Genomic DNA, 24815 nt, shown 5'->3' with positions numbered 1-24815 from the left:
GCTCAAGCCGGTTTGAATCCCGGATCAGGAGTCACGAGTTCATGCGTAAGCCGAAGGGCCAACTCGCCTTCATCGAGTTCCAATCGCCGACGTTGGTCGAGAGAGCTCCCGACGATTCCGACTGGCTGCACGAGATCAAGTACGATGGCTATCGGACCGAGATCGTAGTCGAGCGCGGGCAGGCACGAGCATTCACTCGCAGGGGCTATGACTGGTCTCACCGGTACAAGCGCATAATCCAGACGGCGGCGAACCTGCCGATCAAGTCCGCAATCCTAGATGGCGAGGTGGTCGTCCTCGGCAATACCGGTTTGCCGGATTTTCAAGCCCTCGAGCGGGAGTTGGGAAAGCCAAACTCGCCTAAGCTCATGTACTTTGCATTCGACCTTTTGCACCTCGATGGCCGCGATCTGCGACAACAGCCCCTTATTGAGCGCAAGGCCGCTCTGCAGCGCTTGCTGAAGGAAACCGCTCCGAGACTGACCTATGCCGAGCATCTGGAGCTAACCGGCAAGGACGTGTTTGATCATGCCTGTCGAATGGGCCTGGAGGGCATTGTGTCGAAGCGGGCCGACTCTCCGTACCGTTCCGGAGTTCAAACAAGCTGGCTCAAGATCAAATGCATTAAGAGCGATACGTTCCCGATTGTCGCGTTCGTTGAGAAGCTCGGTGCTCAGCCGCGCCGCATCGCATCGCTTTACATTGGCAGGCGAGACGGCGACACGCTGCTTTATGCCGGGAAGGCACAAAGCGGCTACACGCTGGAAGCAGCGCGACGGGTTCGGGAGCGGCTGGACCCGCTGATCATCGACAAGTCGCCCTTGTCGGAACCCATCAAGAAGCCCAAGGCGACGTGGGTCAAACCAGAGGTGCTGGCCGAGGTGCAATTCAGCGGGGTGACGGACCGCGGCATCTTGCGCGAGGCGGTGTTCAAGGGGTTGCGCGAGGACCTTCAGCCAATTCCAGCCAAGCCTGCGGCCCCTTCTAAGGGCCGGGCGGAAGGCAAGCATGGCGTCCCGCGAGAGAACATTCTTCAGCTGCTGCCTAATGCGGTCGCGCCATCCAAGGAAGAACTGATAGGATACTGGCGGCGGGTGGCCGACCGGGCGCTCGTTCATTTAAGCCGACGACCACTGAAGCTCGTCCGCCACGCCTACGGGGCCACGTTCTACCACAAAGGGCCGCTGCCCCCGATCCCGCCGACGGTGCACCAGCTGAAAGTCCAAAAGCGCGAAGGCGGCGAAGGCGTCCGGGTTTGGGTAGATGACCTCGACGGCTTACTTGGATTGGTCGAAATGGACGCCGTCGAGCTTCATCCGTGGAACGCTATCATTGACGACATCGAACACGCCGATCAGCTCGTACTTGACCTTGATCCGGGGGAAGGCGTGGCATGGGGGGCGGTGATCGAGGCCGCGCTGTCGCTGCGCGACATTTTTGAAGCCGCTGGCTTGGAAGGCTGGCCCAAGGTCACCGGCGGCAAGGGCATCCATCTCACCGCCCCGCTACCGCCGAATATGACTCATGACAGCTCCCGAAAAATGGCCAGATCAATCGCTCAGTGTCTCGTGGATGCCGACCCCGAGCGGTACCTTCTTTCAGCTGACCCGGCAGCGCGGGCAGGCCGGATCTTCCTTGATTACCTGCGTAACGGCCGAGGAAACACTGCCGTAGGCGCGTTCTCTCCCCGAGCCCGCCTTGGCTTCCCAATCGCCCATCCAGTGACATGGAAGCAGGTTGAAGCAGGTGTGCGGCCGGAGGCTTTCACGCTTGCTCACCCGTTCAGACCCAATTTTAGGAAGGCTGCATAGAAGAAGATGGCGCCACCCTCGTCACGAGGCTAGATGCGCGTCATTTTTCCATTCCGAGCCTCTCACCTTCTGCTTTCCGACATGACTCGGTTTCTGCGCCCGCTTTCCCACTTTACCTCACTGCATCACGCCGCCGATCCAACCGATTCCGCTTGGCCCAATTTCTAGCTGTCCCCCCGTGATCGCAATTACCGCTGGGGGAGAGCTGCCGTCCTCGTCAAAAGGCGCAGGTGTTGAGGATAGGAGTCATAGCCTTGATGTGCGCGTCGATGGACGTCAGGATTTCTGCGGGCACCACTTTGCGCTCTGGCAGTTGCCACCACCGTTCATTGACTAGGGAAACGGTCTCAACCACAGCATTCATGACCGCCTGCTCGGGCAGCCGCGCCCGGCGGGCAAACGATTTCCACCGTGAGGCCGTCATCGCTCTGAACGAGCGCTCTCCTGCAAATGATAGTGCTACCGAATCTGTAGGGATATAAGGCACGGTGGAGAGCAAGTCATATGTGGGAGCGAGCGTTGGGCTGGTGCCATCTCCCTTATAGACTAGCGACCAATTCTTCAGGTGCATATCGCCGTTGCCGGTAACAGCAGCTAGGGTCAGACGCCGGACAAATTCGAGAGCGGCGCCGGGTCCAACAGCTTCGTGGAGAATGGCCGCGATAGCATGGTAGACGCCCTCATATTTGCGCGAAGGCTGGACGCCGAAAACTTGGGCGAAATCCTCAATGTGAATCCGCTTACCGTCAGCGCTCCGGTCGAAGCGCCTGACAAGAAGAACCTTGCCCTTTGAGAGCGCTGCGAATTCCTTGGGAAGCCACTCGAAATCCAACCTATCGACCAACTCCCGCTCAGGAACCTCCATTCCTATCGCTGCCGCGAGAGCAAGGTTTGCGAATTCATTCTCGGAAACACTGGGAAACGCTGCAGGGGGAAACTTTGCGATGTAATCCCCTTGCTGCTCCTCCATCGGCAGGGTGAACGCGCCTTTGTTGCTCTTTGTGATCGATAGCTTCATCTGGACACCAGCCAACGAAAAGCGAACCTTTGGCCTTTCGTTTAAGCTCGGTCGATCACTCGGAAAAACCTGCACGGCACCCGACAGATCAGCGCCAAGAGCTGCTAGAAGATCAAAATCGTTGCCTCGTCGGACGCTATCTCGGTGGTGTCTTTCCATAGCCTCGCGAAGGTTGCCCTCTGGCAAGAGATTCGCGAAGAACGCCGGCAGGATGCCCGCAAGCGGTTTGGGTGCCTTCCGCAATTCGCCAGCCGGTGAGTGAAAGGAAAGGCTCAAAGTCGGAGAGCCACCTCTGTCATGATAATCCTGTTCGAACGAAAAGGCGTAGACGGGACTACGAAGGATGGTGCCAATCCTGCGATCATCCAGAAGAACGTCGAGAGAATGTATCGACTTCGGCGATTGCGAACCGTGGATCATTGTCGGACTGTACGGATTTAGCTTGGTTTTCCGGCTCCTCTGCTCCGAGGCTTCGAGGGATCATACCGCAACGCGTCTTGCAACCGGCCCCGCGCCCTCTTCTTCTCTCGACGCGTTGCTTCCGATTCACCAACCGAAACGCCTGCCAGCGCATACGCTTTGGTTAGGGAGCCGAATCGTAGCCTGTAAGCGATGGACCTGGGAAGTTCTGGGTCCGTGTCTACTAAAGCGCCTGTGATATAACCGAAGGTAGCATACAGCCTTCGGATACCTTCGAGGAGCGCACCGTCAGAAAATCGTTCACTCCGCTTTTGCCTACCCCGTCGCGCCGCCGCCTGAACCGTTGCCTCCTTGGTTGTTGGAAGACCCGCCAACCTATATGTCTCGATGAACGATCCAAACCGCTCGACAAAAACCCCCGGTCCGGGTAACTCGCGGTCTGCCTTTATTAGGGCGATGGTGATATATCCGAACTTTGCATGTACTTTGCGAACACCAGCGAGTAGCTCTTCATCGGTGTATTGTCGCCATCGGTTGGGTGTGGGCCGACCCTTGTACCCAAGTGCTGCATATGCGGTGGTTAGGCTTCCGAAGCGAGCTCGATACGCTCCGACAGAGGGCGTATACGGACAACTGTTGATGATCCTCTGACTGAGCTTGCCCATTTCCTGCAGAAGTAGCCTCAACCGCCTTAACATGTCCTCTCTCGGATATAAGTGTTGTCGGTGGTATCCCATTTCACGCTGCGCTTTCGCAAATCGCTTAGGGTCTACAATCGGTTCCATTACTTGCGTTCTAATCAACTGACTTGCGCTATTTCGCTTGCGCGGCCCCCTGAGTTTCTGATTTGTTCTGTTGTACACGTAAAAACCTATCATTAACTCGCTTCGAAGGACGGTTCCGACCCGCCTCTCAGTCCATCGGAACGGATCAGATGAAGCCACCCTCTGGTCGTTTAATGTCCGCGCGATGCCCGTCATGCTCCGCTTTTGATCGACAAACATTTGAAAGATCCGGCGCACCGCTCTCAACTCGTCAGGTGGACCCGGCGCAAAAACTACTCGGTCGGTGTTCAGGCCCTTCGCTTCTCCTGGCCCGAGCAAAAATCGCGGCTGCCCCTCAGCGCTAACCAGCATCCGCCTCACTCCATAGGGTATTGACCCACCCTGATGGAATCCAAGTTGGGCCTGTTGTATTTTCGCTCTGGAAACTTTTGCCGAAAGCTCACGACTGTATTCGCTTGCCATCACGCGTTTGAGATTTTTGACGATGGTTGAAATCATGCTGCCGTCGTTCTCAAAGGGTTCGCCGCAGTACACCACCCGCACACCCGAGGATCGACAGAGAAACTCATAGTGAGCGGATTGATCGGCGTCCTGAAAGCGTCCCCACCTGCTGACGTCCAATACGAGGATCGCAGAATAGCTCCGCTCGCCTGTCACGACATCGGCCAGCAGTTTCTGAAGCCCGTCTCTGCCTGTTAAACTAAGGCCACTCTTACCGGCGTCGGCATAGGTCTGGACAATTGCGAAGCCTCTGGCTTCTGCATATTCCTCAATTGCAGTGGTCTGGTTTTCCAGAGAATACCGCTGGTGTTCGGTTGACATGCGAAGGTACTGCGCTGCCGGGGTGCGGAGATCAGTTGAGAGTGCAGTCACCGCAGGGCCTCCTTAAAAGCACCAGGTCTAATGGTCATAAATAACTACAATACGCTCTTGACGCTACGACTCCAAATAAATGTCTCCAAACACGCTAAAATGTGCACTGTAGTGAACATCGGAAATACGACGATGTGCATCAACACGGGATATTTGACATTCCTTTCGGCGTCCGTCAGCCATAGTGAAGCTTCGGCTTGGTCTCTGTGCCGGTAAATTGAACACCGATCGTGTCGTTCTTCCGCCATCGCGTGATGCACCGGTAAGCGATCCCATCAACCGGGACGTAGAGTAGAAATTCTGCCGGGACCCTTGTTTCGAGCGGCACTTTCAATTCTGCACCATCCGCGTGTTGATTGCGGATGGTGCAGGTGGTTTCCGAGTTCGTAATGCTGGTGATGATCGTCGCGCCCTTGAGAACGCGGTTCCGATGTTCGCTACGGTGTTCCTTGTTCGACAACGCAGATTCCTCCGTGAGATCGATCGACCCCGAAGCCGCTCCCTTCGTATCACGGATTCGTCGCAGAACGCACCGCGTATCGCCGCGTTGCTGCAGCGGACTTTCCAACCGGCTGGAGCCCGGAGAGTGTCACAATGAGCCTCCTGCCTGTTAACACTTCCGCCCTGCGAGCCGGACTATCTGCGCGACATCATCAGGCAGAGTTGGCGCAGATCCCGATCATAGCTATCCCGACTACCCAGCACATCGACACAACGCTTCTTCATCCGAACCAACTGAGCGCCCGACAAACCAGAGACAGCGCTGGCCAACTTGGGGCTCGTCGGGGTGGCCGGGCCTGTCAGGCCGCTCGGATTGGTTCCGACCCCGACCCCGGCAGTAACGCCGTTGCCGACCCCAACACCGGCTCCGACGCCGATCCCACTGGTCCCACCCGCCGTAGCCCCTAACCCTGCCGTCACGCCACTGCCACCGCCCACTGTCGCCCCAGCGCCCGCGTTCACCCCATTGGAGCCGCCTAAAGAAGCACCGGCTCCGGCGTTGACGCCACTTGATCCGCCAACCGAGGCACCGAGCCCGGCGTTCAGCCCGTTTGAGCCACCTAAAGAAGCACCGGCTCCAGCGTTGACGCCACTTGACCCGCCAACCGAAGCACCGAGCCCGGCGCTTACCCCGTTGGAGCCGCCCAAGGAAGCACCCGCCCCGGCGTTGATGCCGCCACTGCCACCGACTGACGCACCGACGCCAATTCCGGCTGCATTTGCCGACACGCACATCACCGCGATCACTGCGCCGCCCGCCAATGTTTTAGCAAGGTTTCCGAAGATTCTGGCCATAACGCTCTCCTGTGGTTGCTTTGCGAACTTGCAACAAGCCATTTGCCTGTATTCAAATTAGTACGCGCTAAGGTACGGAGGGTTTCCCCACAGGAGGAGGAGCCGCAGGATATGGTTTCTTACCGGCTACGAATATGCTTCGGATTTTAATGTCTTTGTCGTACTTCCATGTGGCTCGGCGCATGGCCGGGAAGGTTCATAGGTCTGATCTCCGGCGAGCTATGGTGACGAACCAAACCCCAGCGGCTCAACGGCGGAGATCAAGCGTCCTCAAGCCTGCGTTTGTCCGAACCCGAACGGGGCTTTCATGTGCTCCATCGTCAGCGATCCGCGGCTGCATGTGGTGAAGACGCTACGTTCAATCGCCGTAGATCGAAGCCAAGATATTCCGGAACCTCGCGCTGCGGACCCCACTCGAGGCCTCACCGCGTCGAGCGGATACGTTTGTGCACCGCTGGGTCGGGTCTGTGGAGCAGCACCCGGTTCCGGCCGGTTTGCTTGGCCAAATAGAGTGCGGCGTCCGCTTGACGCTGTAGCTGTTCCGGTGAAATGGCCTCGTCAGCAGTCTGAACTGCAACTCCAATGCTGAGAGTAACGCTGCGCGAGACGCGGGATCCGGGGTTGGGCAAAGCGGCAGCTTCAACGCTCTTACGAACGCGCTCAGCCACAGAGACGGCCTCTTCCTCACTTACCCCGGGCAGGAGCACCAGGAACTCTTCGCCACCGTAGCGGGCCACAAGATCGCAGTCGCGCCTGACGTTCTCCTGAATAATATTGGCGACCTCCACCAGACAGCGATCACCCTCGGAATGGCCGAGGTGATCGTTCAGTTTCTTGAAGCGATCAATGTCGCACATCAGCATCGCCGCGCCGTCGAGGCAGCGTTTGTCATTTCCCCACAGATGGTCAAGCGTTTCAGTCATCCAGCGCCGGTTGGCGATGCCCGTGAGCGGATCGGTCTTCGCCAGCAATTCCAGCCGGTGGTTCGCCTTAGCCAATTCGGCGACCCTGCGCTGGTCGCGCAGCTCAAACAGGAAAGTCTTCTGAGCGAGAATTGTCATGATGCGACGGGCTGCAACCGTCGCGAAGATACCGCTGGCGAAGAACAGCGTTCCGGCGACGGCGCTCCCGTGCTCGATAGCCGGATTCTGCACCTGAAACACGAGATACAGTCCGAGCGCCAGCGCGGCAATCGTCACCGTCCAGGCCAGCGGGATGCCGAAGATGATAATGGCTGTAATGGCCACGAACAGCATGACGTTCAATTGCCGTTCATAGAACTCGCCGCCAGCGGCTACGCCGACCAAGGCCACCGACAACAAAATCAGGAACATGCCTATAATCAGCGAAGCCCCTTCGAGCCAGGAAGGGCGCGGTTTCCGCCATACGAGCACCACTGCGATGACGACGGGCGGGATAATAGCTCCAGGCAGGAGCATAGATTGCGCGATTGCGGTTGGGAGCATCAGCATATTGAAGGCCAGCGTTAGCATATCCAACACCGCCACCCAGATCATCCAGGCGCGGATGATCTTCGCCGTTTGCGACCAGACTCGTGCGCGAAACAGACGCTTGATCTCACCTGTGAGGCGGATATCGCGCGTTCGGCGCACCAGAAGCCGGTCAACTTCGGGACTTAAGGCAGGATCATCCTGCACATCGAGGCGCATGAGGTCTGACACAGTCGATAGGCCTTGCGCTTTCTCCTGACCATCCACTCGATCCCCTTACGGGGTTTCGCAAGGCGCGAGCCTGTCAAACTATCCTGAAGATTTGGTGCATTCCAAAAAAAGAATGGGGGCATCCTGCTGGAATTACGCGAATTGCCGATTTGGAACTCGGGACGTCTTCGACGTTCGCAAGGTTGGCGACGCGACAAGCGTCAGATCACCGGCACATTTAATCCCTTGCCACGAGATATGGACAGACCCGGCACTAAGCGTTCTTGGCAACACGGAGCCTTGAAAGCGATCTCCACAATTCTGTTTCGTCGGCGACTCCACTATCGAAAGCTGCGATGACCTCGCAGGCAAGGTAATCCCTCTGCTCCTCATCTTTGAGGGCCAGACGTCGCTCGCTGCACAATCGGTCGAACACCCTCTGAAGAAGGTCGATATCCGAAGGCGTGTATATCCCCCTGTATTTTTTGAAGGCCATTGCGCTTCTGTCCCCCCGCACCTGAGCAAAACCGAACCGTAGATGATGGCGCTCAGTGCCAACCCTGAATTGGGCGATAGTAATCGCATAACGAGCAATGGGATCGCAGGACGGCAATATGTGGCCCTTCTGCCGCCTATCGGAACCGCTCCAAATCTGGACCCGAGTGCACTTGGCTTGTTGCGCCCCGCGGCTCTAGCGACCGCGGCATCGATCTCGTGGCGTACTGAGCCTTTCAGCGTTGCGCTAAGACCCAGCGGGTTGAATGACCCACCTCGATTTCACGCGGCCTCCCTCGTCCACGCGTGACCGCCAGAAAGCCGCTGGAGCGGCTCGTAGTGCCGTCGAGCCCGGTTCCTCTCGGCGTCAAGCAACTCGTGCTCCCCAGTCAAGCCGTTCATAAAAAGCTTGAGCAAATGGGAAGCTAAGCGTTCCCCTTGTTCAGAGGCGGATAAAATGCCGCGCTCAGCGCAGATCGCCCGAAGAACTCGAGCTAGCATCTCGATTTCGCTCGCCTCCAAAAACCGACCTGGATACAGCATGACGCCCGCTCCCAAAAAAGCTCGTTGATCCGGCGTTTACGCTACGTCAGGCACGGCACGCGATTACCTATGATAGTCTCATTGGTTTTTTTCCGATCTAATGCCGCGAAGTTCCTGTTCCGGCCGAGAGGAGGTTGGAGCAGGATCAAATCCATTCTGTCCATGCAGGCAAACCACGATGCAAAAAACATAGTGGCATGCGGGGAGGCACCATGAATTTCGTGAGAAATGGCGTCGGCCCGTTTGAGCTCGCCATGGTCTCGGTCATGACCCTGGCGGCGATCGCAATCATACTCGTCATTGTCCCAGGGATTTACTGAATTTCCCTCCGTCCGTTCATCGTCAGATCACGAATGCCCGCCAGTCACCCGCGGCGACATGTCCAGATTTTTCTTTGATCTGTCCCCCCGCGACGATGTCTACCACGATGCGCGAGGGACCTACCTCCTGGCTTCTTGGAAGCCAAGGAGAGGGCCTTCGAGGTAGCTCGCAGGCTGGTAAAAGGTGGAAAGGGCCGCGATGTGGTGTGCACAATCCGGGATATCACCGGCAGCGAGCTGATGCAGCTCCGGATTCAGTGCGTAATTCCCGGTGAGGCCGAAACTGCCTTCGTTGACGAGATCAGCACTAGGGCCGGGCAACGTGGTGCGACGGAATGAGGCGGTATCCCTGCACACGGCTTCTATCCAGCCGCGGCGTCCCACCCTTGTAGACGCCGTCACGTTTGGCCTACTCGCGCTGTCGTTCTTTGATGAACCGACGCTCCATCTGAGCGACCATACCAAGCACGGTAAGCACGACATGACCCATTTCTACCCGCGTTGACACGTGCGGGTCTAGCACGGTCACGAACGCGCCCTTCTGCTCGCATTCGTAAATCAGGTTGAGGACGTCACGCGTGTCGCGGCCAAGCCGGTCTAGGCGCGTCACCATCAATTCATCTCCTGGGCGGAGGAACTCTAGAACGGTTGCCAGTTCGGCGCGGCCGTCGCCGCTGCCGCCCGACACCTTCTCTGACCGAATGACCTCGCACCCTTCAGCTTTTAGCTTGGCGAGTTGCGTTTCGAGGTCCTGATCAACCGTGCTGACGCGAGCGTAACCAATCCGAGCCATAGCCTGTCACCTCAAGGTCGAAAGGCTCGACGCTACCCTGTCGCAAATAGTCAGTGTCAAGTGACCTCTTCGGCGATTAATACTCGCGTGTAGCTCCTTGCATCTGCACATGAACGAGGCCTGCCCGATCCGAGGCGGGCTTGTTCCGGTCCTCGCTGCTCGTCTCTCTAACGGCACCGGCTTCAACACCTCAGGCCGCTTCGAATCGTTTTTAGCTACTGCTAACAATTGTAATTCCGCAGGAACTGATTTCGGCTTAGCACTCAGCTTAGAAAGAGGATTGGGCGGACGCGCGGGTCGGAGCATGACAAACCACGTAAGAAAAGGCGGCGACCTATTTGAAGCCGCAATGATCACGGTCATGGCCTTGGCGGTTATCGGTATCATCCTGATCATTGCGGTGGGAATTTACTGACGTCGTTCAGCCCCGCTGTCCAATCGGCCTTGAGCGGCACCCTAGGTAGACATCGGGGGCAAAGAAAAACAGTTTCATCTGGTCGCCCGCTTAACAAAAGCCAATCAGGCGCTTGGAATTGTGCGCAGCAAGCACCCTTTAAAAATCAACGGCATAGAGCGTAACGAATATCAAAAGGTATCGTTGAACCCGGTTTGGGGTCACGCCTCCTGGAGCCACGCTTAAGCCGATACCTCGGGCCGCGACCTCGTGCAGAGGCTTCTGGAAGAAACCGGCATTACCGAGGCAACAAGCGCGAGAGGTGGTCTCACTACTCGGCACGAATTGGTCTTCGCTCGTCCGAGAGGCCAAAGCCATCACCAACAAGCCGAGGCCGCCCAGACTGCGCTCGTAGGACATCTCGCCAAGCTCGCGCTTGGCAGCAAAGCCGCCCGCCAAAATGGAACATTAGCGCCTGATCCCGGTTCGGTACGCAACTCAACCCGGTCACCCAACTTGGCACATGTCCTTTCCCCGAACGTTTTGATCCGTAAGCTTCAGAACATCTCCGATCTGACCCAGTCAGATATAGCTATTTTAGAAGGCATTCCGCTTTCAAAGAGGGAGTGTCGTGCAAACGAGGATATTGTACGCGAGGGCGAGCGACCCACCCATTCATTTGTGGTCTTGGAGGGCTTGGTGGGATCCACCAAGCTTACCGGCGACGGCAAACGGCAGATCACGTCCTTCTTTGTTCCGGGAGATATTCCCGATCTGCACGGTATGCATCTCTCGGTTCTGGACTGCACCTTTTCATCGCTCGCGCGCGCCAGTCTGGGCTTCATGCGGCATGATGCCATGCGAGCCATCTGCGACCGACATGCCTCCATAGCCGCTATATTTTGGCGCTCGACGCTGATCGACGCAGCAATATACCGAGAATGGGTTACCAACGTTGGAAGGCGCGACGCCTATACTCGTATGGCTCACATATTGTGCGAACTGATCGTTCGCCTTCACTCGATGGGGGTTATCAAAGATCATGTAGCCAATCTCCCGGTCACGCAGGCGGCCCTTGCCGACGCGTTGGGCCTGTCAACCGTCCACGTGAACCGAGTGCTTCAGGAGCTACGACGCAATGGGCTGATATTTACCGAGGGCACCCGATTTCATGCTGTTGATTGGGCCGGGCTCGTCCGAGCCGGAGATTTTGACGCCACCTACTTGCATCAAAGGACCGCAATAACATTCTGATGGCGAGCTGGTGCGATGGCGAGATACTTCTTTGATAGCGGTGATCGCGACGTTGTCCTCAAGGATGAGGTAGGCATCGAATGCGATGGGATCGGGAGCGCGCGTCATCAGGCTATAGAAGGTCTGGTAGACCTGACGAGAGAATTCCTTAAGGACCTCAATGGCCAGGAGTTGTTCATCGAAATCCGCAACGAGCATGGAGAAAAGCTGGCAAGGTTGAGCCTATCTCTGCATGCGCAACCGAGCGCTCAATGAAGGCTAGGGATTTCGGGACTGATCGCGGTCACCCCGCCTGTTCAGCTCACGTGCCGTGCGAACTCGATCCCGATCTCACCGAGAGCGATTGCCAACTCACCGAATGCGTAATGTATGAGACGATATTGTTGGGCCGGTTCGTCGCCTTCGACATGCACGAATAGATGCGCACCCAGGAACCCTCTGGTTCTCACCGGCGGTCTCGGAACGATTCCCTTACGGGCGAGTTCCTATCTTAGGGCCCCGATTGGATGCCCTGCTCAATGTCCATCCTTAACGAGTCTGCCCAAGCTTTCCGGCAGTTGATCACTTCGGAAGACTACCGTCGAAATTTGCGCGAGCAGCTAAGCTTGGACGTCGGACCGACTCTGCCGACATCTTTCACTGACTTGTTAGCGGCGCTGGATCGGCGGGACGAGGAAACAGATGACGCAAGTTCGTAGAGGCTGGATTGCGCCACTGCATTTCCTCCCATGCGGACTGACGCGATCTTGCCGATATGACCAAATCATACCCGTTGCAGCGGCACCCCAACGCCCCTGCGTTTAGTTCCCGTCGCTGCAAATGCCCAGGCTCTAAGCCCGGCAGCCTCCTGTCGAGCTTTTTTCTTTACCTCAACTTTTATGGAACCGAATCCCAAATTCGGAAGTTACGGCCGCTGGGGGGTAGAGAGATCCAGCCATGTCAGACGAAAACCAGACGATACCGCTCGTCCAAAAGCTCGTTCAGGAGACCGGCATCACGGAGACGCAAGCGCACGAACTTGCCCTCCTGATCGGCTGGAACTGGAACTCCCGTATGCGAGAGGCGAAGCTCATTCAGGCTGGGGCAGGGGCTGAGTTCGCCGGACCACCTGTCGAGGATTGACGCGCTGGCGACGGAGTTCCTATCTCACCATCAAAAAATTGATTCAGCGCAAAGCCACTTCGTCGCCAATCCCCTAGAAGAAGCGTTGCGGGGGCCAAGGTGGCAGTCAAAACCGAACCAAACCCACACCTCTCTTAGTGGTGAGGCTTCCGGCAATGGCTGCCAACAACTACCTCCCTTGGCACCCAGACTCCGCTGCGCAGCGGTCTTTAGCCGTCCCACAGATTGACGCACTAGGACAATATTTCGGTCCGCATCGACGAGCCAACCAATGATGGATGACGGCAAGCAGCCATCCATCGTACCTAAAGAGCTACTGTCAAGAGTGACACTTCAGTGTGAAAGACTAATTTCACACTAAAACAGTTGCAGGAGGGTTTCTTGGAACGATCGGTGCCGCGTATCGCCAAACCAAGAGGCAGCAGGCGACGGACGAGCTGCGCGAGAATGCCAACGCAGATGCCTGGACGACTTCGAAGGCCTGCTGGCGAACTGTCAGCCCGGTTAGCTGATAGCTAAGAGTTTAAGAACGGCCTGCAGTGCTTGCTCAGCCACATGGGCTAGCGCATTGCCCGCGAAGCCAGCAACGAGCCACTTCAGAGCGTGAATAAGCACCGCCTCGATCGCGGCCAGCCGAACGGACGAAGCCTTAATCAGCAGAATGCCCGCATCAAGTTCGAACTTCACTCGGTCGCGGTCGTCTGGATCTATTTCGTTGGAAGCCAGCGCAGCGTCATGAGCGGCTTCTATCGCTTCGAGCGTGGCTGTGTATTCGGGCTTGTTGTGATCGAGATGCACAATCCGGTCAGATGCCGGCACTTGAGTTACGTCGATCGGCTTGTCCTTATTTCGCTGAAGGTAGCGCCGCAGATCCCGGATCATCGGGTCGTAAAGGTGCTCCGTCATCTCGTGGAGAGTGTCATTGATGTTGTTGGAGCGGCTATAGAAATAGTTGTGAGCGAACTGCCAAGCCGCGTTCTCGTCGCCGGTAAATGACGCTAAAAGATTCAGCTGTCCGCTCAGAGCTTGTTCGAAGTCCTTTGGCCAGACCATTCGCCCGGACCCAACCATTCCGGTTGGTTCCTTGAGAACCTCTGCCTCGACGCGCTCGATAGGCATCAGGCCGCGAAGCCATGTGAGCCTCGATGCTGATGGCTCTGGGGCGCGTTGCAACAATTGCAGGAACCGCTGCGCGACAGCCGGAAACTCCTGATACCGCGATCCGATCAGACGCTGAGCGAGATCGTCATACTCATCAAGAAACTCTTGGAACTCGTCCATCAGACATCCCCACCCATGGCAGCACCCACTGTAAGATAACGATGGCGCGCTGTATTTCCAAGTAAGACACAATAACAGATGCGGAGCTGCGGAAACGGGGCGCGGATCACGAGACGGGCGGGAGGGAGGACTATCGCAACATCTCCTCCCGCCCGGTCGAAGTCTTTGGGTTCGGCATCATGCGGCTAAGGGTGGCCGCCACCAGATCGGCCTCGCGCGACGCCTCGTTGCACTCCTTGCATGCCCCGAACTCCATGCCTTTGGGCCGATGCTTGCCATCGAAGATGCTGCGAGGCGGGTAGTGCTCCACCGTCTCACTTGGCGTGCTTCCGCCGCAGAATATGCAGAACGGCTGGTCCTCTGATCCGCTGGGAGAATGTTTTTCGCTGCTTTGCTTCGCCCATCGATTCGTCCTCCTCTGACAATAGAGTCCACGCCGAAATTCATAATTTTCGCAACAAGGATTCGACAACTTCGGCTCGCCAACGCTAGACTTCGATCAGGGGTGCTTGGGGCCATGTTTCGCGTTTTCTCGATCCTAGTTGTGTTGTGCAGCGTATCGACTCTGCTAGCTGCTTCGTCCGCCCATGCTGGGTTACAGTTCCAGGCGGGACAGACTGACGGCGGGCTCCGCTACATTTTGGTATCAGGGGATTTTGCCTATCAGGACGACTTGTCGGTCTTTGAGGCACTGGTGCATTCCAGCGCCTCGACGGCGGTTACGTTTCATTCCCCCGGCGGCAACATCCAGAAAGCTATGGACCTGGGTCGGCTCATTAGACGGCTGGGCCTGGCGACCGCACAGTTTAGAGCCTCTGAGTGCGAGTCAGCTTGCTCGTTGGCCTTCCTTGGCGGCGTGATACGTTTTGCCGAGGCGGGCTCGATAGGCGTCCACAAGTCATCGTTTCAGGGCGACGTTCCCTTCACCACGCAAGAGGCGGTCTCCGCTGTCCAGCAAATCACGGCCGACGTCATCACCTACATGATCGAAATGGGTGTGGACCCCGCGCTGCTCCAGCTCTCCCTGCAATACGATAGCAACGACATCCGGTATCTCTCCATGAGCGAGATGGCGAAGTACAAGGTGGTCACTTTCACCCCAGGCGCGGGCCAAGCCACAGTTGCAAATGCGCCGCCATCCTCGATGCCGCCATCTCAGCCCCCACCGCCGACCCCAATCACCACACCACCGCCTCCAGCTAATCCCTCGCTGGTGGTTCCTGAGGCTCATTCTGGCCGGATAGGGCACCCGAGGGGCTCTGCGCCGCTTAAGGCGCTCCCGGAGGGAAAGTCCACTAATGTCGCGGTGCTGCGAAATGGCAGCCCGGTGGCGATCCTGGGCAGTAGCGGCCGGTGGTATCGAGTCCAGGCCGGGAACCAGGTCGGCTACATGCACGACACCTGGGTCCATGTCGATCAATACGACAGCGGGCCTTTCGGACGACGCCACATACAGGTCAAGAGCTTCGACAACTACGCCGAGGCCGAGGCCTATGTCCGAACGTCGTCCATACCAGTCTCCGCCTATCTGGCTACCAACGGGTGGTTCGCGATAACGCTCGACAATACCTACGACGAGCCCATGGCGAGCACCTTGGTCGGCGAGATGAAAGCGCGGGGCGCGATCCCTAGTGACTCCTATTCGACTTTCGGAAACACCTATGTTCGCAAGGTATGCTGCCAGTAGGCGGCCGCCAATCGTCAGGAGTCATCCATGAGAGCGGCGTGTGGAATGTTCCATCGCCTCCTCGCACCCTTTGCGGGCATGAAGTCCCGCGCAGCAATCGCTGGGGTCGCGCTGCTGGCCGCCTCGGGGTTGCTGCACGCCGAGACGGTTGATGTGAAGTATCGCGGGCCGGTGCACCTCGCCAAGTTCCAATGCACTGGGGAGCTAGATAGCAGCGTGCTCAAGCGCGTCTGCTACAACCCCGAGTACTCCTACATGCTCATCCGCCTCAAGCAGACTTGGTATCACTACTGCGAGATTGACCAGGGCACGGTGGACGCACTGTTCGCCGCAGAGTCCAAGGGGCGCTTCTACGATTCGAGCATCAAGGACTCGGGGACTGGCGGCAAGTTTGGCTGCCGGGACAAGCCGGTGCCGGAATTCTGAAAATGGCCAACGACAAGCCCGAAAAACCAATTGAATATTTAGGCATCAAGCACGACGAGATATTCACGTTACAGCTCTCGTGGCGCGTTCTGCGACATTCGGCCCGGGCCGATCCCTGGATGCGAAGAAAGGCTGTGAACTATTTGGCTCCGAGGTTGGCATTGGCAATTAGCATCCTGGTTGCGGTGGTGCATTTCATCTGGGCGGTTGGTTCCGAGTGCGGAGTCAATTTCGCCCGGGTTGGTGGGATCATAACTTTTACCGCTGCGGCCTTGTATGCGGTGCGGGAGTGGCATGAGCCTAAAACAGGGTTGTTGAGTGGCGGGGAGGTGGAGCGAATCCACATTTGGAACCCGCTATTTCTCCTCCCACTCCTAGCTGCTATTGGAACGCTAATATGGGCGTACGGCGATCTTCTGCCTTGGCTCAGTTCCAAGGGCTGCCACATGTAAGGCTTGCCCAAAGTTCCGGCGCTAGTGCACATTCGCCCACATGTGCAACCTCTACAACATCACCACCACCCAAGACGCCATCCGCGAGTGGACCCGCGCCATGCGGGACATCATGGGCAACCTTGAGCCGTCGCTGGATGTCTACCCCAACATGCCCGGCGCTGTGGTCCGCAATGCTTCCGATGGCCAGCGTGAGCTTGCCAAGCTGCTCTGGGGTATGCCTACGCCGGCAGAGCGGGTGAAGGGCAAGGCGCACTATGGCACCACCAACATTCGCAATCCGCAGTATGGGCACTGGCAGCAATACGTTGGCGTGCAGAACCGCTGTGTGGTGCCCGTCACGAGCTTCGCGGAGCCGAGCCCTACGCCCAACGATAAGGACCCGGAGACGGGCATACAGCGGAACTACTGGTTTGCACGGGGCGAGGACCGGCCGCTGTTCTTCTTCGCGGGCATATGGACGCGCTGGCGGGGTGTCCGCAGGGTCAAGGATGGGCCGGGCGACTTCGAGCTTTACGGCTTCCTCACGACCAAGCCCAACGCCCTGATTGCGCCGATCCATGAGAAGGCCATGCCCGTGATCCTCACCACGCGGGAGGAGGTGGAAACCTGGTTGACGGCCCCATGGTCCGAAGCGCGACACATGCAACGGACGGCCCCAGACGATGCCTTGGTGATCGTCGAGAAGCCGGCCACACAGATCAAAGTTCAGTTAAGTCGCAAATCTCAGTTATCGCTGCTATAGCCGCGGTGCTTTCGTTTTGTAGTATTGGGGGGAGCGAACCATGATCGGGTGGTATCTTGCACTGTTGGTAGCTACAGCTATTGTTCTGTTAGGTGCCGTCCTGATCTCGAATGGCGTTAATCGTGGCGACGCAAAGGTAAAAATCTTTGGTGCTGAAGCCAGTGGTGGCACCGGATTGGTTCTTTGTGTGCTAGGAGTTGTTGCGGTTATTTATCTTGTGCAGCACAGCCCAGCTTCTGTGCCAAACCCAACCCCTCCAACTCCAAGCCCAAGCCCTCCAGCTCCAACCCCTAGTCCGCCAACCCCCAGCTCCGCCCACTCCCGTGCCCCCGCAGCCACGGGTTTTTGATTTTGCTGAACGGGATACTAGGCAAGGTGACGGCAAGTCCGGTCACATGTGGGACATCCACGTTTCACTAATTCCTCCAGATGCCGCGCACCCCAATGGCCGTTGGACGGCCACGTGGCTCTATACGGGAAGCGGTGGCTCGTGGAAGGGATCGCAATACGTGACCATCAAGTTTCTCGGACAAAACGGGGCCGACCTGCATACCGAAACCCCTTCGCTCGCTCGCGACGGTTGCCATTACGGGGGCGGGGTTCGACAGAACTTCGGTGGTGATTTGCCGGTGCCGATGTCCTCCATCGAAAACGTGACCGTGGAGCCCTCAATTGCCGAAGGAAGGACCGGCCCGTGTTGAAAATTCAGGTGCGCTAGTCGTCTTCCCAGATCACGCGCCGAACCATACGGACCCCGACAAGCCGCCTCACGCGTATCTTCACAACCTGGGCAGCGCTGGGGAGCAGGATGTCCACATCAAACTCCCGCCGCTTGCATCGCTCACACCGCAAGTGCCTTTCGACATCCCAGAACGGAAGGTCCCCCACGAGCTTGAGGAGGTCCCCCGGCAGATAGTGGCGCGTGATGTTGCAGTTGATGCAACGGACGCGGATCAGCTGCCCGATGTCGTGGGCACGGCTGAGCGTCTGAACGACGCGGCGGGTTCGGCTGCTGGGCTCCGGCATGGCCAACCGATAGGAAGCTATTCCTCAAAGAGTCAATTCACCCATATTGACATTTTCGTTCCCTTTTTGTTCGATGTTGGTATGGGCGATTAGGAGTCAATGAAATGGACCACATTGTCAGGCTCGACGGCCGCCAGGAGGCTGCCCTCCAAGCCATCGCAGACAAGTTTGTTGCCACCCACCAGGGCGACGTGATGAAGGCCCTCAAGGAGATGATCGTGCTTAACGGCCACCTTCGGGAAAAGCTCGATGCCGCCCCTGGATCGTCTACGCGTTCTCGCCGGCTTGTGGGATGAGGAGCGAAACTATGGGAACCTACAATCTGGACCCCGCCACCAAGGCCGAGCTGCACTCTGAGGCCCAAAAGCTCATTGCCAAATATGAGAGCCCGGTGGATGCCTTGGACGCACTTATGGCCTACAACTGCGAGCTTGAGACCCAAATACTCGCCATCGCTCACCGGTATCCGGGGCTTGTCTCCATCAACTTTGACGAGACGCACCCCACGGTGGCATGAGGCCGCCATGAGCGAGAGCATTCTCCCGCAGCGGCAAACGCCGAAGCTCATCGTGGTCACCGCCTTCGACCGAGACGAAGAGGGCAACCTCCAGGCCGTCTACGGGCCGGCAGAGCAGCAGAGCGAGGAGCGGGCTATAAGGACCGCCAAGGTGCTAGCCGGAAAGCATGCCGGCGTCGTTGCGTGGTCGCGCGAGGCCAACCCCGCCGTGGGCGAGTATGGGGAGCCGAAGACGCTGTTCGTGGGCGGCGACGTGCCGGACATGGAGTGAGGCGGTCCTTCACACCTTCGCCTTGCGCCAGCCGGCCCACCAAGCCTCCCACTGCGAGCAGAACCACCGCTCCCCCCGAGCAGAATTTATGCGGGTGGCCGAATAGTAAGCTTGGCCGGGCATATGGTAGATGCGCTCGCCCCACTCGTTGATGTTGCCCTTGATGTCGCAGCCGGGCTTGTGGAAAGCAGTCTGGCTAGACGATGAGCTGGCTGAGTGGACAGTTGGAAGTCGCGCCTCTTCGCCAACCACAAAGTAAGCGCCCGTGGTAACCGCTAGCAGCACTAGGGCTATGGGAAGGCGAGCAGCCATAAGCGAGCGCCACAGGGGCCGTCGCCGCCTTGTCCAGTTGGGATGAACTACCTTGCCCATCGCCCGCTCCCCGAGGAGGATGCGTACATTGCGGCTGTGAGTCTAGGAGGTCGCGGCTGGCTGATCTATTTCAGATTGACTTTCCGCTTCACTCACCCCCTGCTCCACGCGAGCGGTAAAGACGAATAGAAAGTCGCCTAGTGCACTAGCAAACTGCACCACCTGGGCGGCCTCGTCAGCCGTGGGCGGCAGGGTCGCGTCGTCCGCATGCCTTACGGCATTGGCTCCAAGTCGAACCTTGTGCGCCCATCGGCCCATCCCCTCCGTGAGAACGTGCTCTTGGACTGCCTTGTCGATTCGCCCATAAAGGCTGCCATCACGAAATCCCTTTGCTCTTAACATCGCATCGACAGCCGACGCTGCCATGACGGTGCTAGCATCTGGGGCAAAGAGGGTATCAATTGCCTGTTTTAGATACCGTTGGGCGTCCTCAGGAAGGCTCTTGTCTACCGCCTTGACATCGGGATAGAGCCGCTTAACGAAGTTGTGCTCTTTTCGGGCATTGCCCCCGTTGAGTGGGAGCGGTATTCCCTCCGCCATTATCATTCTTTGACAGTTCGAGCATTGAAAGATGCCCCAGCGCTGATGAATTGATTTCGTCTCGGTTGGTATCGGATCACATGCCCACACGAGAGACAGACTTGGCTTTGCCACGTTGCATTGCGGGCACCGGTCAACGTCCCGCAACTGCCGATCAAACACTAACGGCATGGACTCGCCTCCTCTCCATAGGCCCCTAGTTGTCGTCCTCTGAGGCCCTAGCCAAAGGAGAACGTGAACGGCTTGCCGCCAAGGGTTCCCGTGCCGGTGCCACGCATGCCCGTGGATACGAATGTGAAGGGGCCACTTGAGCCATCGCTACAGGTGAACGTCCCGCTGCCCTCACGGCGGTTCACATAGACGAAGTCGCCCTTGCACTTCCGCCCTTTGTTGCTGGTGATGGTCAGGTTGCCGGCACCGTCTGCGTAACCGGTGGCGCTGCCTGTGAAGGTCTCCGCACCATCCCCAGACTGTCCCGTCACGGGCAGAGTCATGGCGCACCCGCCAAGCATCACGCACGCGGCGAGCGCTGCAAGATTGTTCTTTTGCATTCTGAGACCCCCTTTGAACTTCGCGGCCGCATACAGCCACAGTATCGGTCGAGCCTCAAGCGGCCATTCAGACTGTCCACTGGACATGCTGCCTGTGGCCCATACTATGTGTTCAGCTTGGGGGACTCAGTATGATTTGGGATTTTTTGGGTAGTGTGCTGAGAGTTCTGCAAATTCGCTGAGAGAGGGCGGTCATGGCAGGCTGGTGATTGTTCACGTCACCTGATTCCCGCGAAGGAACGCCACCATGACCAAGACTGAAGATAAATCCGCCATAGCTGCCGTCAAAGACATTCTGCTTTCGAACCCGGACGGGCTGCATGAAGTGATCCGCGCGGTGATGCAGGAGGTGCTCGAGGCCGAGATGGACGAGGCGCTGGGTGCTTCGAAGAGCGAGCGCACGCCGGAGCGGCTGGGCTATCGCTCTGGGTATTACGGCCGCACGCTTGTCACCCGTGTCGGCAAGCTGGAGCTGCGGGTTCCGCAGGACCGGCAGGGGCGCTTCTCCACCGAGCTGTTCGAGCGCTACCAGCGTTCCGAGCGGGCCTTGGTGGCGACGCTCGCCGAGATGTACGTGCAGGGCGTGTCGACCCGCAAGGTCAAGGCGATCACGGAAGAGCTGTGCGGGCATGCGTTCTCGGCCTCGTCGATCTCGGCCATCAACAAGCGCCTGGACGAGAGCCTGAAGGCCTTTGCCGAGCGCCCGCTGCAAGAGCCCTTTGCCTACCTCATCCTCGATGCCCGCTACGAGAAGGTGCGCGAGGCCGGCATCGTCATGAGCCAGGCGGTGCTGATCGCGGTCGGCATCGACTGGGACGGGCGGCGCCAGATCCTGGCCGTGGAGATGGCCAATCGCGAGAGCCGCTCGGCCTGGAAAGACTTCCTCGTCGCGCTCAAGGCGCGCGGCCTCAGGGGCGTCGAACTGGTCGTGTCCGACGACCATGCCGGCCTGGTCGCGGCGATCGGCGAGGTGATCCCGGAAGCGGCCTGGCAGCGCTGCTACGTCCACTTCCTCAGGAACGCGCTCGATCACCTGCCGAGGAAACATGGCGACGACTGCCTGCAGGAGCTCAGATGGCTCTACGACCGGCGCGATCTCGCCGAGGCCAAGGCCGATCTTGCCGCGTGGCTGGCCAAATGGTCGAGCCGCTATCCCAGGCTGACGACGTGGGTGGAGGAGACCATCGAGGGCACGCTGACCTTCTTTCGCCTGCCGCGCCAGCACCACAAGCACCTGAAGTCGACCAACATGCTGGAACGCCTCAACGAAGAGATCAGGCGCCGCACCTATGTCGTGCGCATCTTTCCCAACGCCGAAAGCTGCCTGCGCCTGGTCAGGGCGCTGGCCGTCGAAACCAACGAAAACTGGATGGAGGCCAACCGCTACATCAACATGGACGACCTGCGCGAGCACAAGAAGCTCGCTCTGCGCCAAGCCGCATGACCAGCCTCGTGGCCGCCCCTTTTTGCAGAACTTGACGCACACGACCATTTTTTGGCGGGCTTGTGGGAGAGCTTGCGGGCGGACGCCCAGACGTGGTCCATGGTTGTCACCGCCGTTGCGACCATCGCGCTTGGCTTCTTCACCTGGGTGTTGGCACGAGAGACCAAGCGTCTCTCAAGGGCAACGGCACAGGCTCACGTTGTGGCCACCCTTGAGCCTAACCGCTGGTCTCTGATGCATGTTGACTTGATCGTCACGAATACAGGAAACGCAGCGGCGCATGACGTGGCGGTGGCTTTTAGCCCGGAGTTTGAGAGGGACGGCCATAAAGACAAGGGGCGGCCGTTGAGACACGTCAGCATCTTAAAGCCGGGTCAGTCAATGTCGAGCTACGTGGGCGACTACAAGGGCTTTCACGGGAAGACTTTCGAAGTCTCGACCAGTTGGAAGCACCATCCCCGCGAGCAAAAGCGCCAGTCCCTTAGCTATGAGCTATCCATGGGGGACTATAATGGCTATGGCCACCTAGGCGCTCGCTCCCCGCTCATTCAAATGGCGGAGCAACTCAAAAAGCTGCGGGAAGACTGGCAGTGGGTCGCGCGAGGATCGCACAAAATCAAAACGGACACCTATTCCAGCGATGACCGGGAAAAGGAGCGTAAGCGATACGAGGCAATGCGCAGGAGCGAGACGAAGCCTCCCAGGAAGCCACGGAAACCTAAAGGAGACGGCGGGGTCCAGGAATGAATTTGGGGCACCGGTTTGGGGCACCGCGAGTTGGTTGTCCTTCTGTTAATCTAGTTTTTTCAATAACTTGCCGATCTATCGGAAGTCTGGCGGAGAGAGGGATTCGAACCCGCTGGCCGATTCTCTCAGTGTGAAATACCCATTTCACACTAACCGTCGAACTCTCGACGACATTGAAGAAGTAGCGGCCCCGAGAACCGTTGCCGATAAGGGCACGCGCGATGCCGATGGCGAGATGCGACTTGCCGGCTCCTGTGCCGCCGATGAGGACGGCGTTGCGCCGGTCGGCAACGAAGGTGCCATCCGCGAGATCGCGGATAAGCGCCTCGTTGACCGGCGTGCCGTCGAAGTCGAACTCCAGCGGCAGCTTGGCGACGGTGAGCTGGTATTTGATCGAGCGGGCCTGCTTCTCGGATATCTCGGCCGAGAGCAGATCGCCGACGATCCTGGGCGGTTCGTGCTGGCGCTTGATGCCTGTCGCCATGACCTCGTCATAGGCGCTTCGCATGCCATAAGAGCTTTAGCGTCCCCATCAAGTCGAGAACCTGGGTGCTTTCCATCAGCTTGCCCTCCGAAGGCAGAGGTCACAGATTCGAATTCTGCCGGGTGCGCCAGTTTCTCTATATTTTTCAGAGACTTGTATAGCCAACGAACTGCTCGCTCCATATCTCGGCAAATGCCGCGAAAGCACCGAGGGAGCAAATCTGCCAATCGAGAATCCGTTTGCTCGGAGTTTAGAAGGTTATTGGCGATTCTGGCGTTAGTGTTGCGGTCTGTGACCAAGTGGCCTTCGGTTGACCTTTGCCCACGTGAGCAACGCTCAACATGACAAATAGGCTGGAAGCGGAACGCATCGCTGGCTACACGGTCTGCTTGATGGCGTCGCCTTCACCCACACCGCCTATGCGCTAGATCGAGATTCCACGAAGCGGCATTCGCACACCGACTTTTCCCTTCGGACCTCCGTTCCGCCGTCGATGCTATACTCGGTACCTTGGGGACTTAGCCGTCGTATCCAGCGGAACCTAGTGGCGCCGCGGTTGTTGGGTAAGGATGTCGACATTCGCATCCTCCAATCCGTCGCTGACAGCGATCACAGAAGTACTGGAAATAGCCTTTCTCCAAGAAGGTCCGGAGAGTGGCAGGACGACGTTGCTGCTTCATGGCTGGCCCGACGACGCCACCACCTGGCTCGGTGTCGCCCCGCGATTGTCCCAGACCGGAATTCGGACAATCACCCCTTGGCTTCGGGGGTTCGGCCCAACCCGGTTCTTGTCGCCCTCGACGTTTCGCGATGGCCGCATAGAAGCGCTGGCTCAGGATGCGCTCGACCTGATGGATGCGCTTGAGATAGAGCGCTTCTCGGTCGTAGGGCATGATTGGGGGGCGCGCATCGCCTATGCCTTGGCCGCGATCGCGCCGGCGCGCTTGGAAACGATAACGGCACTGTCCCTCGGTTATTCGCCCGGCGGGGCGTTTCCAGTGCCGCCATTCGAGCAATCGCGCGCTTGGTGGTATCAGTGGTTCATGTCGGTCGACCGTGGCGCGGAGGCGGTGGCCAAGGACCCGACAGGCTTTGCGCGCCTTCAGTGGCAGACTTGGAGTCCGCTTGGCTGGTTTGACGACGCTTCCTTCGAGGCTGTTGCTCGGAGCTTCGAGAACCCCGACTGGCTCGCGATCACGCTCAGTAATTATCGAAGCCGTTGGCGTAACGAGCCGCGCGATCCGCGCTACGACGAGTTGCACAGCAAAATCGCAGCCACGGAACGCCTTGATGTTCCGACCCTGATGATCCAGGGCGCGGCCGACGGTACGGTGTTGACGAAAAGCACCGAGGGCAAGGACAGGTTTTTCACTAACGGTTACCGGCGCGTTGTCCTGGATGGCATCGGTCATTTTCCCACGCGTGAGGCGCCGGATATCGTTGCAGATGCTGTCTTACAGCATCTCGAATCTAATCTGCATTGAATG

At 58.3% G+C, this 24815-nt stretch carries 25 protein-coding genes and 2 pseudogenes; 16 read left to right on the top strand and 11 right to left on the bottom strand.

All coding sequences use genetic code 11. From position 1 onward, the window contains the following. Positions 1-41: 41 nt before the first annotated feature. Positions 42-1811: a DNA ligase D gene (gene ligD / locus FJ419_RS16880; RefSeq protein WP_140695528.1), complete on the top strand. Its 1770-nt coding sequence runs from the start codon at positions 42-44 to the stop codon at positions 1809-1811. Positions 1812-2028: 217 nt separating this feature from the next. On the opposite strand, the gene FJ419_RS16875 is transcribed toward ligD, so the two are convergent. From FJ419_RS16875 to FJ419_RS16840, 6 genes and pseudogenes are all read right to left on the bottom strand, one after another. Then, complete coding sequence (locus FJ419_RS16875) at positions 2029-3249, bottom strand: HipA domain-containing protein (RefSeq protein ID WP_140695525.1); 1221 nt, start codon at positions 3247-3249, stop codon at positions 2029-2031. Positions 3250-3266: 17 nt separating this feature from the next. After that, a complete protein-coding gene (locus tag FJ419_RS16870; RefSeq protein ID WP_281405824.1) occupies positions 3267-4907 on the bottom strand; it encodes a recombinase family protein in 1641 nt (546 codons plus the stop codon). A 175-nt stretch (positions 4908-5082) separates the two neighbouring features. After that, positions 5083-5367 carry a PilZ domain-containing protein gene (locus tag FJ419_RS16865; protein ID WP_181170725.1) on the bottom strand — a complete coding sequence of 95 codons (285 nt, stop codon included), beginning with the start codon at positions 5365-5367 and terminating at the stop codon, positions 5083-5085. A 1258-nt stretch (positions 5368-6625) separates the two neighbouring features. Further along, positions 6626-7873, bottom strand: a complete 1248-nt coding sequence (locus tag FJ419_RS16855; RefSeq protein ID WP_140695770.1) for a diguanylate cyclase — start codon at positions 7871-7873, stop codon at positions 6626-6628. Between the two features lie 265 nt (positions 7874-8138). Next, positions 8139-8360 carry an RNA-binding protein gene (locus FJ419_RS30790; RefSeq protein ID WP_181170724.1) on the bottom strand — a complete coding sequence of 74 codons (222 nt, stop codon included), beginning with the start codon at positions 8358-8360 and terminating at the stop codon, positions 8139-8141. Positions 8361-9634: 1274 nt separating this feature from the next. Next, positions 9635-10015, bottom strand: a pseudogene (locus tag FJ419_RS16840) (recombinase family protein); the annotation flags it as partial. Between the two features lie 109 nt (positions 10016-10124). Between FJ419_RS16840 and FJ419_RS16835 the strand changes: the two are divergent. The 4 genes from FJ419_RS16835 to FJ419_RS16820 all read left to right on the top strand — a co-directional run bounded on the left by FJ419_RS16835 (position 10125) and on the right by FJ419_RS16820 (position 12785). Further along, the gene (locus tag FJ419_RS16835; RefSeq protein WP_140695516.1) at positions 10125-10430 is read left to right on the top strand and encodes a hypothetical protein; all 306 of its coding nucleotides are present in this window, start codon (positions 10125-10127) and stop codon (positions 10428-10430) included. A 495-nt stretch (positions 10431-10925) separates the two neighbouring features. Then, a complete protein-coding gene (locus FJ419_RS16830; protein WP_140695513.1) occupies positions 10926-11663 on the top strand; it encodes a Crp/Fnr family transcriptional regulator in 738 nt (245 codons plus the stop codon). A gap of 15 nt (positions 11664-11678) precedes the next feature. Next, complete coding sequence (locus FJ419_RS16825; RefSeq protein WP_140695510.1) at positions 11679-11918, top strand: hypothetical protein; 240 nt, start codon at positions 11679-11681, stop codon at positions 11916-11918. A gap of 681 nt (positions 11919-12599) precedes the next feature. After that, positions 12600-12785 (top strand): hypothetical protein, encoded by a 186-nt coding sequence (locus tag FJ419_RS16820; protein WP_140695507.1) that lies wholly within the window; start codon positions 12600-12602, stop codon positions 12783-12785. Between the two features lie 504 nt (positions 12786-13289). Here FJ419_RS16820 and FJ419_RS16815 read toward each other — a convergent pair. Beyond that, complete coding sequence (locus tag FJ419_RS16815) at positions 13290-14066, bottom strand: hypothetical protein (protein WP_140541040.1); 777 nt, start codon at positions 14064-14066, stop codon at positions 13290-13292. A 517-nt stretch (positions 14067-14583) separates the two neighbouring features. Between FJ419_RS16815 and FJ419_RS16810 the strand changes: the two genes are divergently transcribed. The 8 genes from FJ419_RS16810 to FJ419_RS16775 all read left to right on the top strand — a co-directional run bounded on the left by FJ419_RS16810 (position 14584) and on the right by FJ419_RS16775 (position 19190). Next, entirely contained in the window at positions 14584-15753 is a 1170-nt protein-coding gene (locus FJ419_RS16810) for an SH3 domain-containing protein (protein WP_140541041.1), read from the top strand. A 45-nt stretch (positions 15754-15798) separates the two neighbouring features. Further along, on the top strand, positions 15799-16179 hold the full coding sequence (locus FJ419_RS16805; protein ID WP_210241666.1) for a KTSC domain-containing protein: 381 nt from the start codon (positions 15799-15801) through the stop codon (positions 16177-16179). A gap of 2 nt (positions 16180-16181) precedes the next feature. Beyond that, a complete protein-coding gene (locus FJ419_RS16800) occupies positions 16182-16631 on the top strand; it encodes a hypothetical protein (protein WP_140695504.1) in 450 nt (149 codons plus the stop codon). A 40-nt stretch (positions 16632-16671) separates the two neighbouring features. Then, complete coding sequence (locus FJ419_RS16795) at positions 16672-17376, top strand: SOS response-associated peptidase (protein ID WP_140695501.1); 705 nt, start codon at positions 16672-16674, stop codon at positions 17374-17376. Positions 17377-18048: 672 nt separating this feature from the next. Continuing rightward, positions 18049-18495: a hypothetical protein gene (locus FJ419_RS30785; protein WP_181170723.1), complete on the top strand. Its 447-nt coding sequence runs from the start codon at positions 18049-18051 to the stop codon at positions 18493-18495. Between the two features lie 11 nt (positions 18496-18506). Beyond that, positions 18507-18698 (top strand): hypothetical protein, encoded by a 192-nt coding sequence (locus FJ419_RS16785; protein WP_140695491.1) that lies wholly within the window; start codon positions 18507-18509, stop codon positions 18696-18698. 11 nt (positions 18699-18709) lie between these two features. Next, complete coding sequence (locus FJ419_RS16780; RefSeq protein ID WP_140695478.1) at positions 18710-18919, top strand: hypothetical protein; 210 nt, start codon at positions 18710-18712, stop codon at positions 18917-18919. A gap of 7 nt (positions 18920-18926) precedes the next feature. After that, positions 18927-19190, top strand: a complete 264-nt coding sequence (locus FJ419_RS16775; protein WP_140695463.1) for a hypothetical protein — start codon at positions 18927-18929, stop codon at positions 19188-19190. A 9-nt stretch (positions 19191-19199) separates the two neighbouring features. On the opposite strand, the gene FJ419_RS31180 is transcribed toward FJ419_RS16775, so the two are convergent. From FJ419_RS31180 to FJ419_RS16760, 3 genes are all read right to left on the bottom strand, one after another. Then, positions 19200-19502: a hypothetical protein gene (locus tag FJ419_RS31180; RefSeq protein ID WP_246679230.1), complete on the bottom strand. Its 303-nt coding sequence runs from the start codon at positions 19500-19502 to the stop codon at positions 19200-19202. A 102-nt stretch (positions 19503-19604) separates the two neighbouring features. Beyond that, positions 19605-20273 carry a DUF4145 domain-containing protein gene (locus tag FJ419_RS16765; protein WP_140695435.1) on the bottom strand — a complete coding sequence of 223 codons (669 nt, stop codon included), beginning with the start codon at positions 20271-20273 and terminating at the stop codon, positions 19605-19607. 47 nt (positions 20274-20320) lie between these two features. Next, a complete protein-coding gene (locus tag FJ419_RS16760; protein WP_140695423.1) occupies positions 20321-20653 on the bottom strand; it encodes a hypothetical protein in 333 nt (110 codons plus the stop codon). Between the two features lie 247 nt (positions 20654-20900). On the opposite strand from FJ419_RS16760, the gene FJ419_RS16755 reads away from it, so the two are divergent. Continuing rightward, positions 20901-22097, top strand: a complete 1197-nt coding sequence (locus FJ419_RS16755) for an IS256 family transposase (RefSeq protein ID WP_140695409.1) — start codon at positions 20901-20903, stop codon at positions 22095-22097. A 99-nt stretch (positions 22098-22196) separates the two neighbouring features. Beyond that, a complete protein-coding gene (locus tag FJ419_RS16750) occupies positions 22197-22844 on the top strand; it encodes a hypothetical protein (protein WP_140695396.1) in 648 nt (215 codons plus the stop codon). Positions 22845-23007: 163 nt separating this feature from the next. Here FJ419_RS16750 and FJ419_RS16745 read toward each other — a convergent pair. Further along, positions 23008-23404 (bottom strand): annotated as a pseudogene (locus tag FJ419_RS16745) (ATP-binding protein); the annotation flags it as partial. Positions 23405-23897: 493 nt separating this feature from the next. Here FJ419_RS16745 and FJ419_RS16740 point away from each other — a divergent pair. After that, positions 23898-24812, top strand: coding sequence for an alpha/beta hydrolase (locus FJ419_RS16740; protein WP_140695382.1), 915 nt, complete (start codon positions 23898-23900; stop codon positions 24810-24812). The last annotated feature ends 3 nt before the right edge of the window (positions 24813-24815 follow it).

The sequence above is a fragment of the Mesorhizobium sp. B2-6-2 genome, assembly GCF_006440615.1.
Lineage (GTDB): Bacteria > Pseudomonadota > Alphaproteobacteria > Rhizobiales > Rhizobiaceae > Mesorhizobium.
This window is presented reverse-complemented; position numbering and strand designations above follow the sequence as displayed.

What these genes read in the sequence shown, in the direction of transcription:
- ligD (WP_140695528.1), top strand. Translation starts at nt 42, where the DNA reads ATGCGTAAGCCGAAGGGCCAACTCGCCTTCATCGAGTTCCAATCGCCG.
- FJ419_RS16875 (WP_140695525.1), bottom strand. Translation starts at nt 3,249, where the DNA reads ATGATCCACGGTTCGCAATCGCCGAAGTCGATACATTCTCTCGACGTT.
- FJ419_RS16855 (WP_140695770.1), bottom strand. Translation starts at nt 7,873, where the DNA reads ATGCGCCTCGATGTGCAGGATGATCCTGCCTTAAGTCCCGAAGTTGAC.
- FJ419_RS30790 (WP_181170724.1), bottom strand. Translation starts at nt 8,360, where the DNA reads ATGGCCTTCAAAAAATACAGGGGGATATACACGCCTTCGGATATCGAC.
- FJ419_RS16835 (WP_140695516.1), top strand. Translation starts at nt 10,125, where the DNA reads ATGAACGAGGCCTGCCCGATCCGAGGCGGGCTTGTTCCGGTCCTCGCT.
- FJ419_RS16825 (WP_140695510.1), top strand. Translation starts at nt 11,679, where the DNA reads ATGGCGAGATACTTCTTTGATAGCGGTGATCGCGACGTTGTCCTCAAG.
- FJ419_RS16820 (WP_140695507.1), top strand. Translation starts at nt 12,600, where the DNA reads ATGTCAGACGAAAACCAGACGATACCGCTCGTCCAAAAGCTCGTTCAG.
- FJ419_RS16815 (WP_140541040.1), bottom strand. Translation starts at nt 14,066, where the DNA reads ATGGACGAGTTCCAAGAGTTTCTTGATGAGTATGACGATCTCGCTCAG.
- FJ419_RS16810 (WP_140541041.1), top strand. Translation starts at nt 14,584, where the DNA reads ATGTTTCGCGTTTTCTCGATCCTAGTTGTGTTGTGCAGCGTATCGACT.
- FJ419_RS16805 (WP_210241666.1), top strand. Translation starts at nt 15,799, where the DNA reads ATGTTCCATCGCCTCCTCGCACCCTTTGCGGGCATGAAGTCCCGCGCA.
- FJ419_RS16800 (WP_140695504.1), top strand. Translation starts at nt 16,182, where the DNA reads ATGGCCAACGACAAGCCCGAAAAACCAATTGAATATTTAGGCATCAAG.
- FJ419_RS16795 (WP_140695501.1), top strand. Translation starts at nt 16,672, where the DNA reads ATGTGCAACCTCTACAACATCACCACCACCCAAGACGCCATCCGCGAG.
- FJ419_RS16785 (WP_140695491.1), top strand. Translation starts at nt 18,507, where the DNA reads ATGGACCACATTGTCAGGCTCGACGGCCGCCAGGAGGCTGCCCTCCAA.
- FJ419_RS16780 (WP_140695478.1), top strand. Translation starts at nt 18,710, where the DNA reads ATGGGAACCTACAATCTGGACCCCGCCACCAAGGCCGAGCTGCACTCT.
- FJ419_RS16775 (WP_140695463.1), top strand. Translation starts at nt 18,927, where the DNA reads ATGAGCGAGAGCATTCTCCCGCAGCGGCAAACGCCGAAGCTCATCGTG.
- FJ419_RS31180 (WP_246679230.1), bottom strand. Translation starts at nt 19,502, where the DNA reads ATGGCTGCTCGCCTTCCCATAGCCCTAGTGCTGCTAGCGGTTACCACG.
- FJ419_RS16765 (WP_140695435.1), bottom strand. Translation starts at nt 20,273, where the DNA reads ATGCCGTTAGTGTTTGATCGGCAGTTGCGGGACGTTGACCGGTGCCCG.
- FJ419_RS16760 (WP_140695423.1), bottom strand. Translation starts at nt 20,653, where the DNA reads ATGCAAAAGAACAATCTTGCAGCGCTCGCCGCGTGCGTGATGCTTGGC.
- FJ419_RS16755 (WP_140695409.1), top strand. Translation starts at nt 20,901, where the DNA reads ATGACCAAGACTGAAGATAAATCCGCCATAGCTGCCGTCAAAGACATT.
- FJ419_RS16750 (WP_140695396.1), top strand. Translation starts at nt 22,197, where the DNA reads ATGGTTGTCACCGCCGTTGCGACCATCGCGCTTGGCTTCTTCACCTGG.
- FJ419_RS16740 (WP_140695382.1), top strand. Translation starts at nt 23,898, where the DNA reads ATGTCGACATTCGCATCCTCCAATCCGTCGCTGACAGCGATCACAGAA.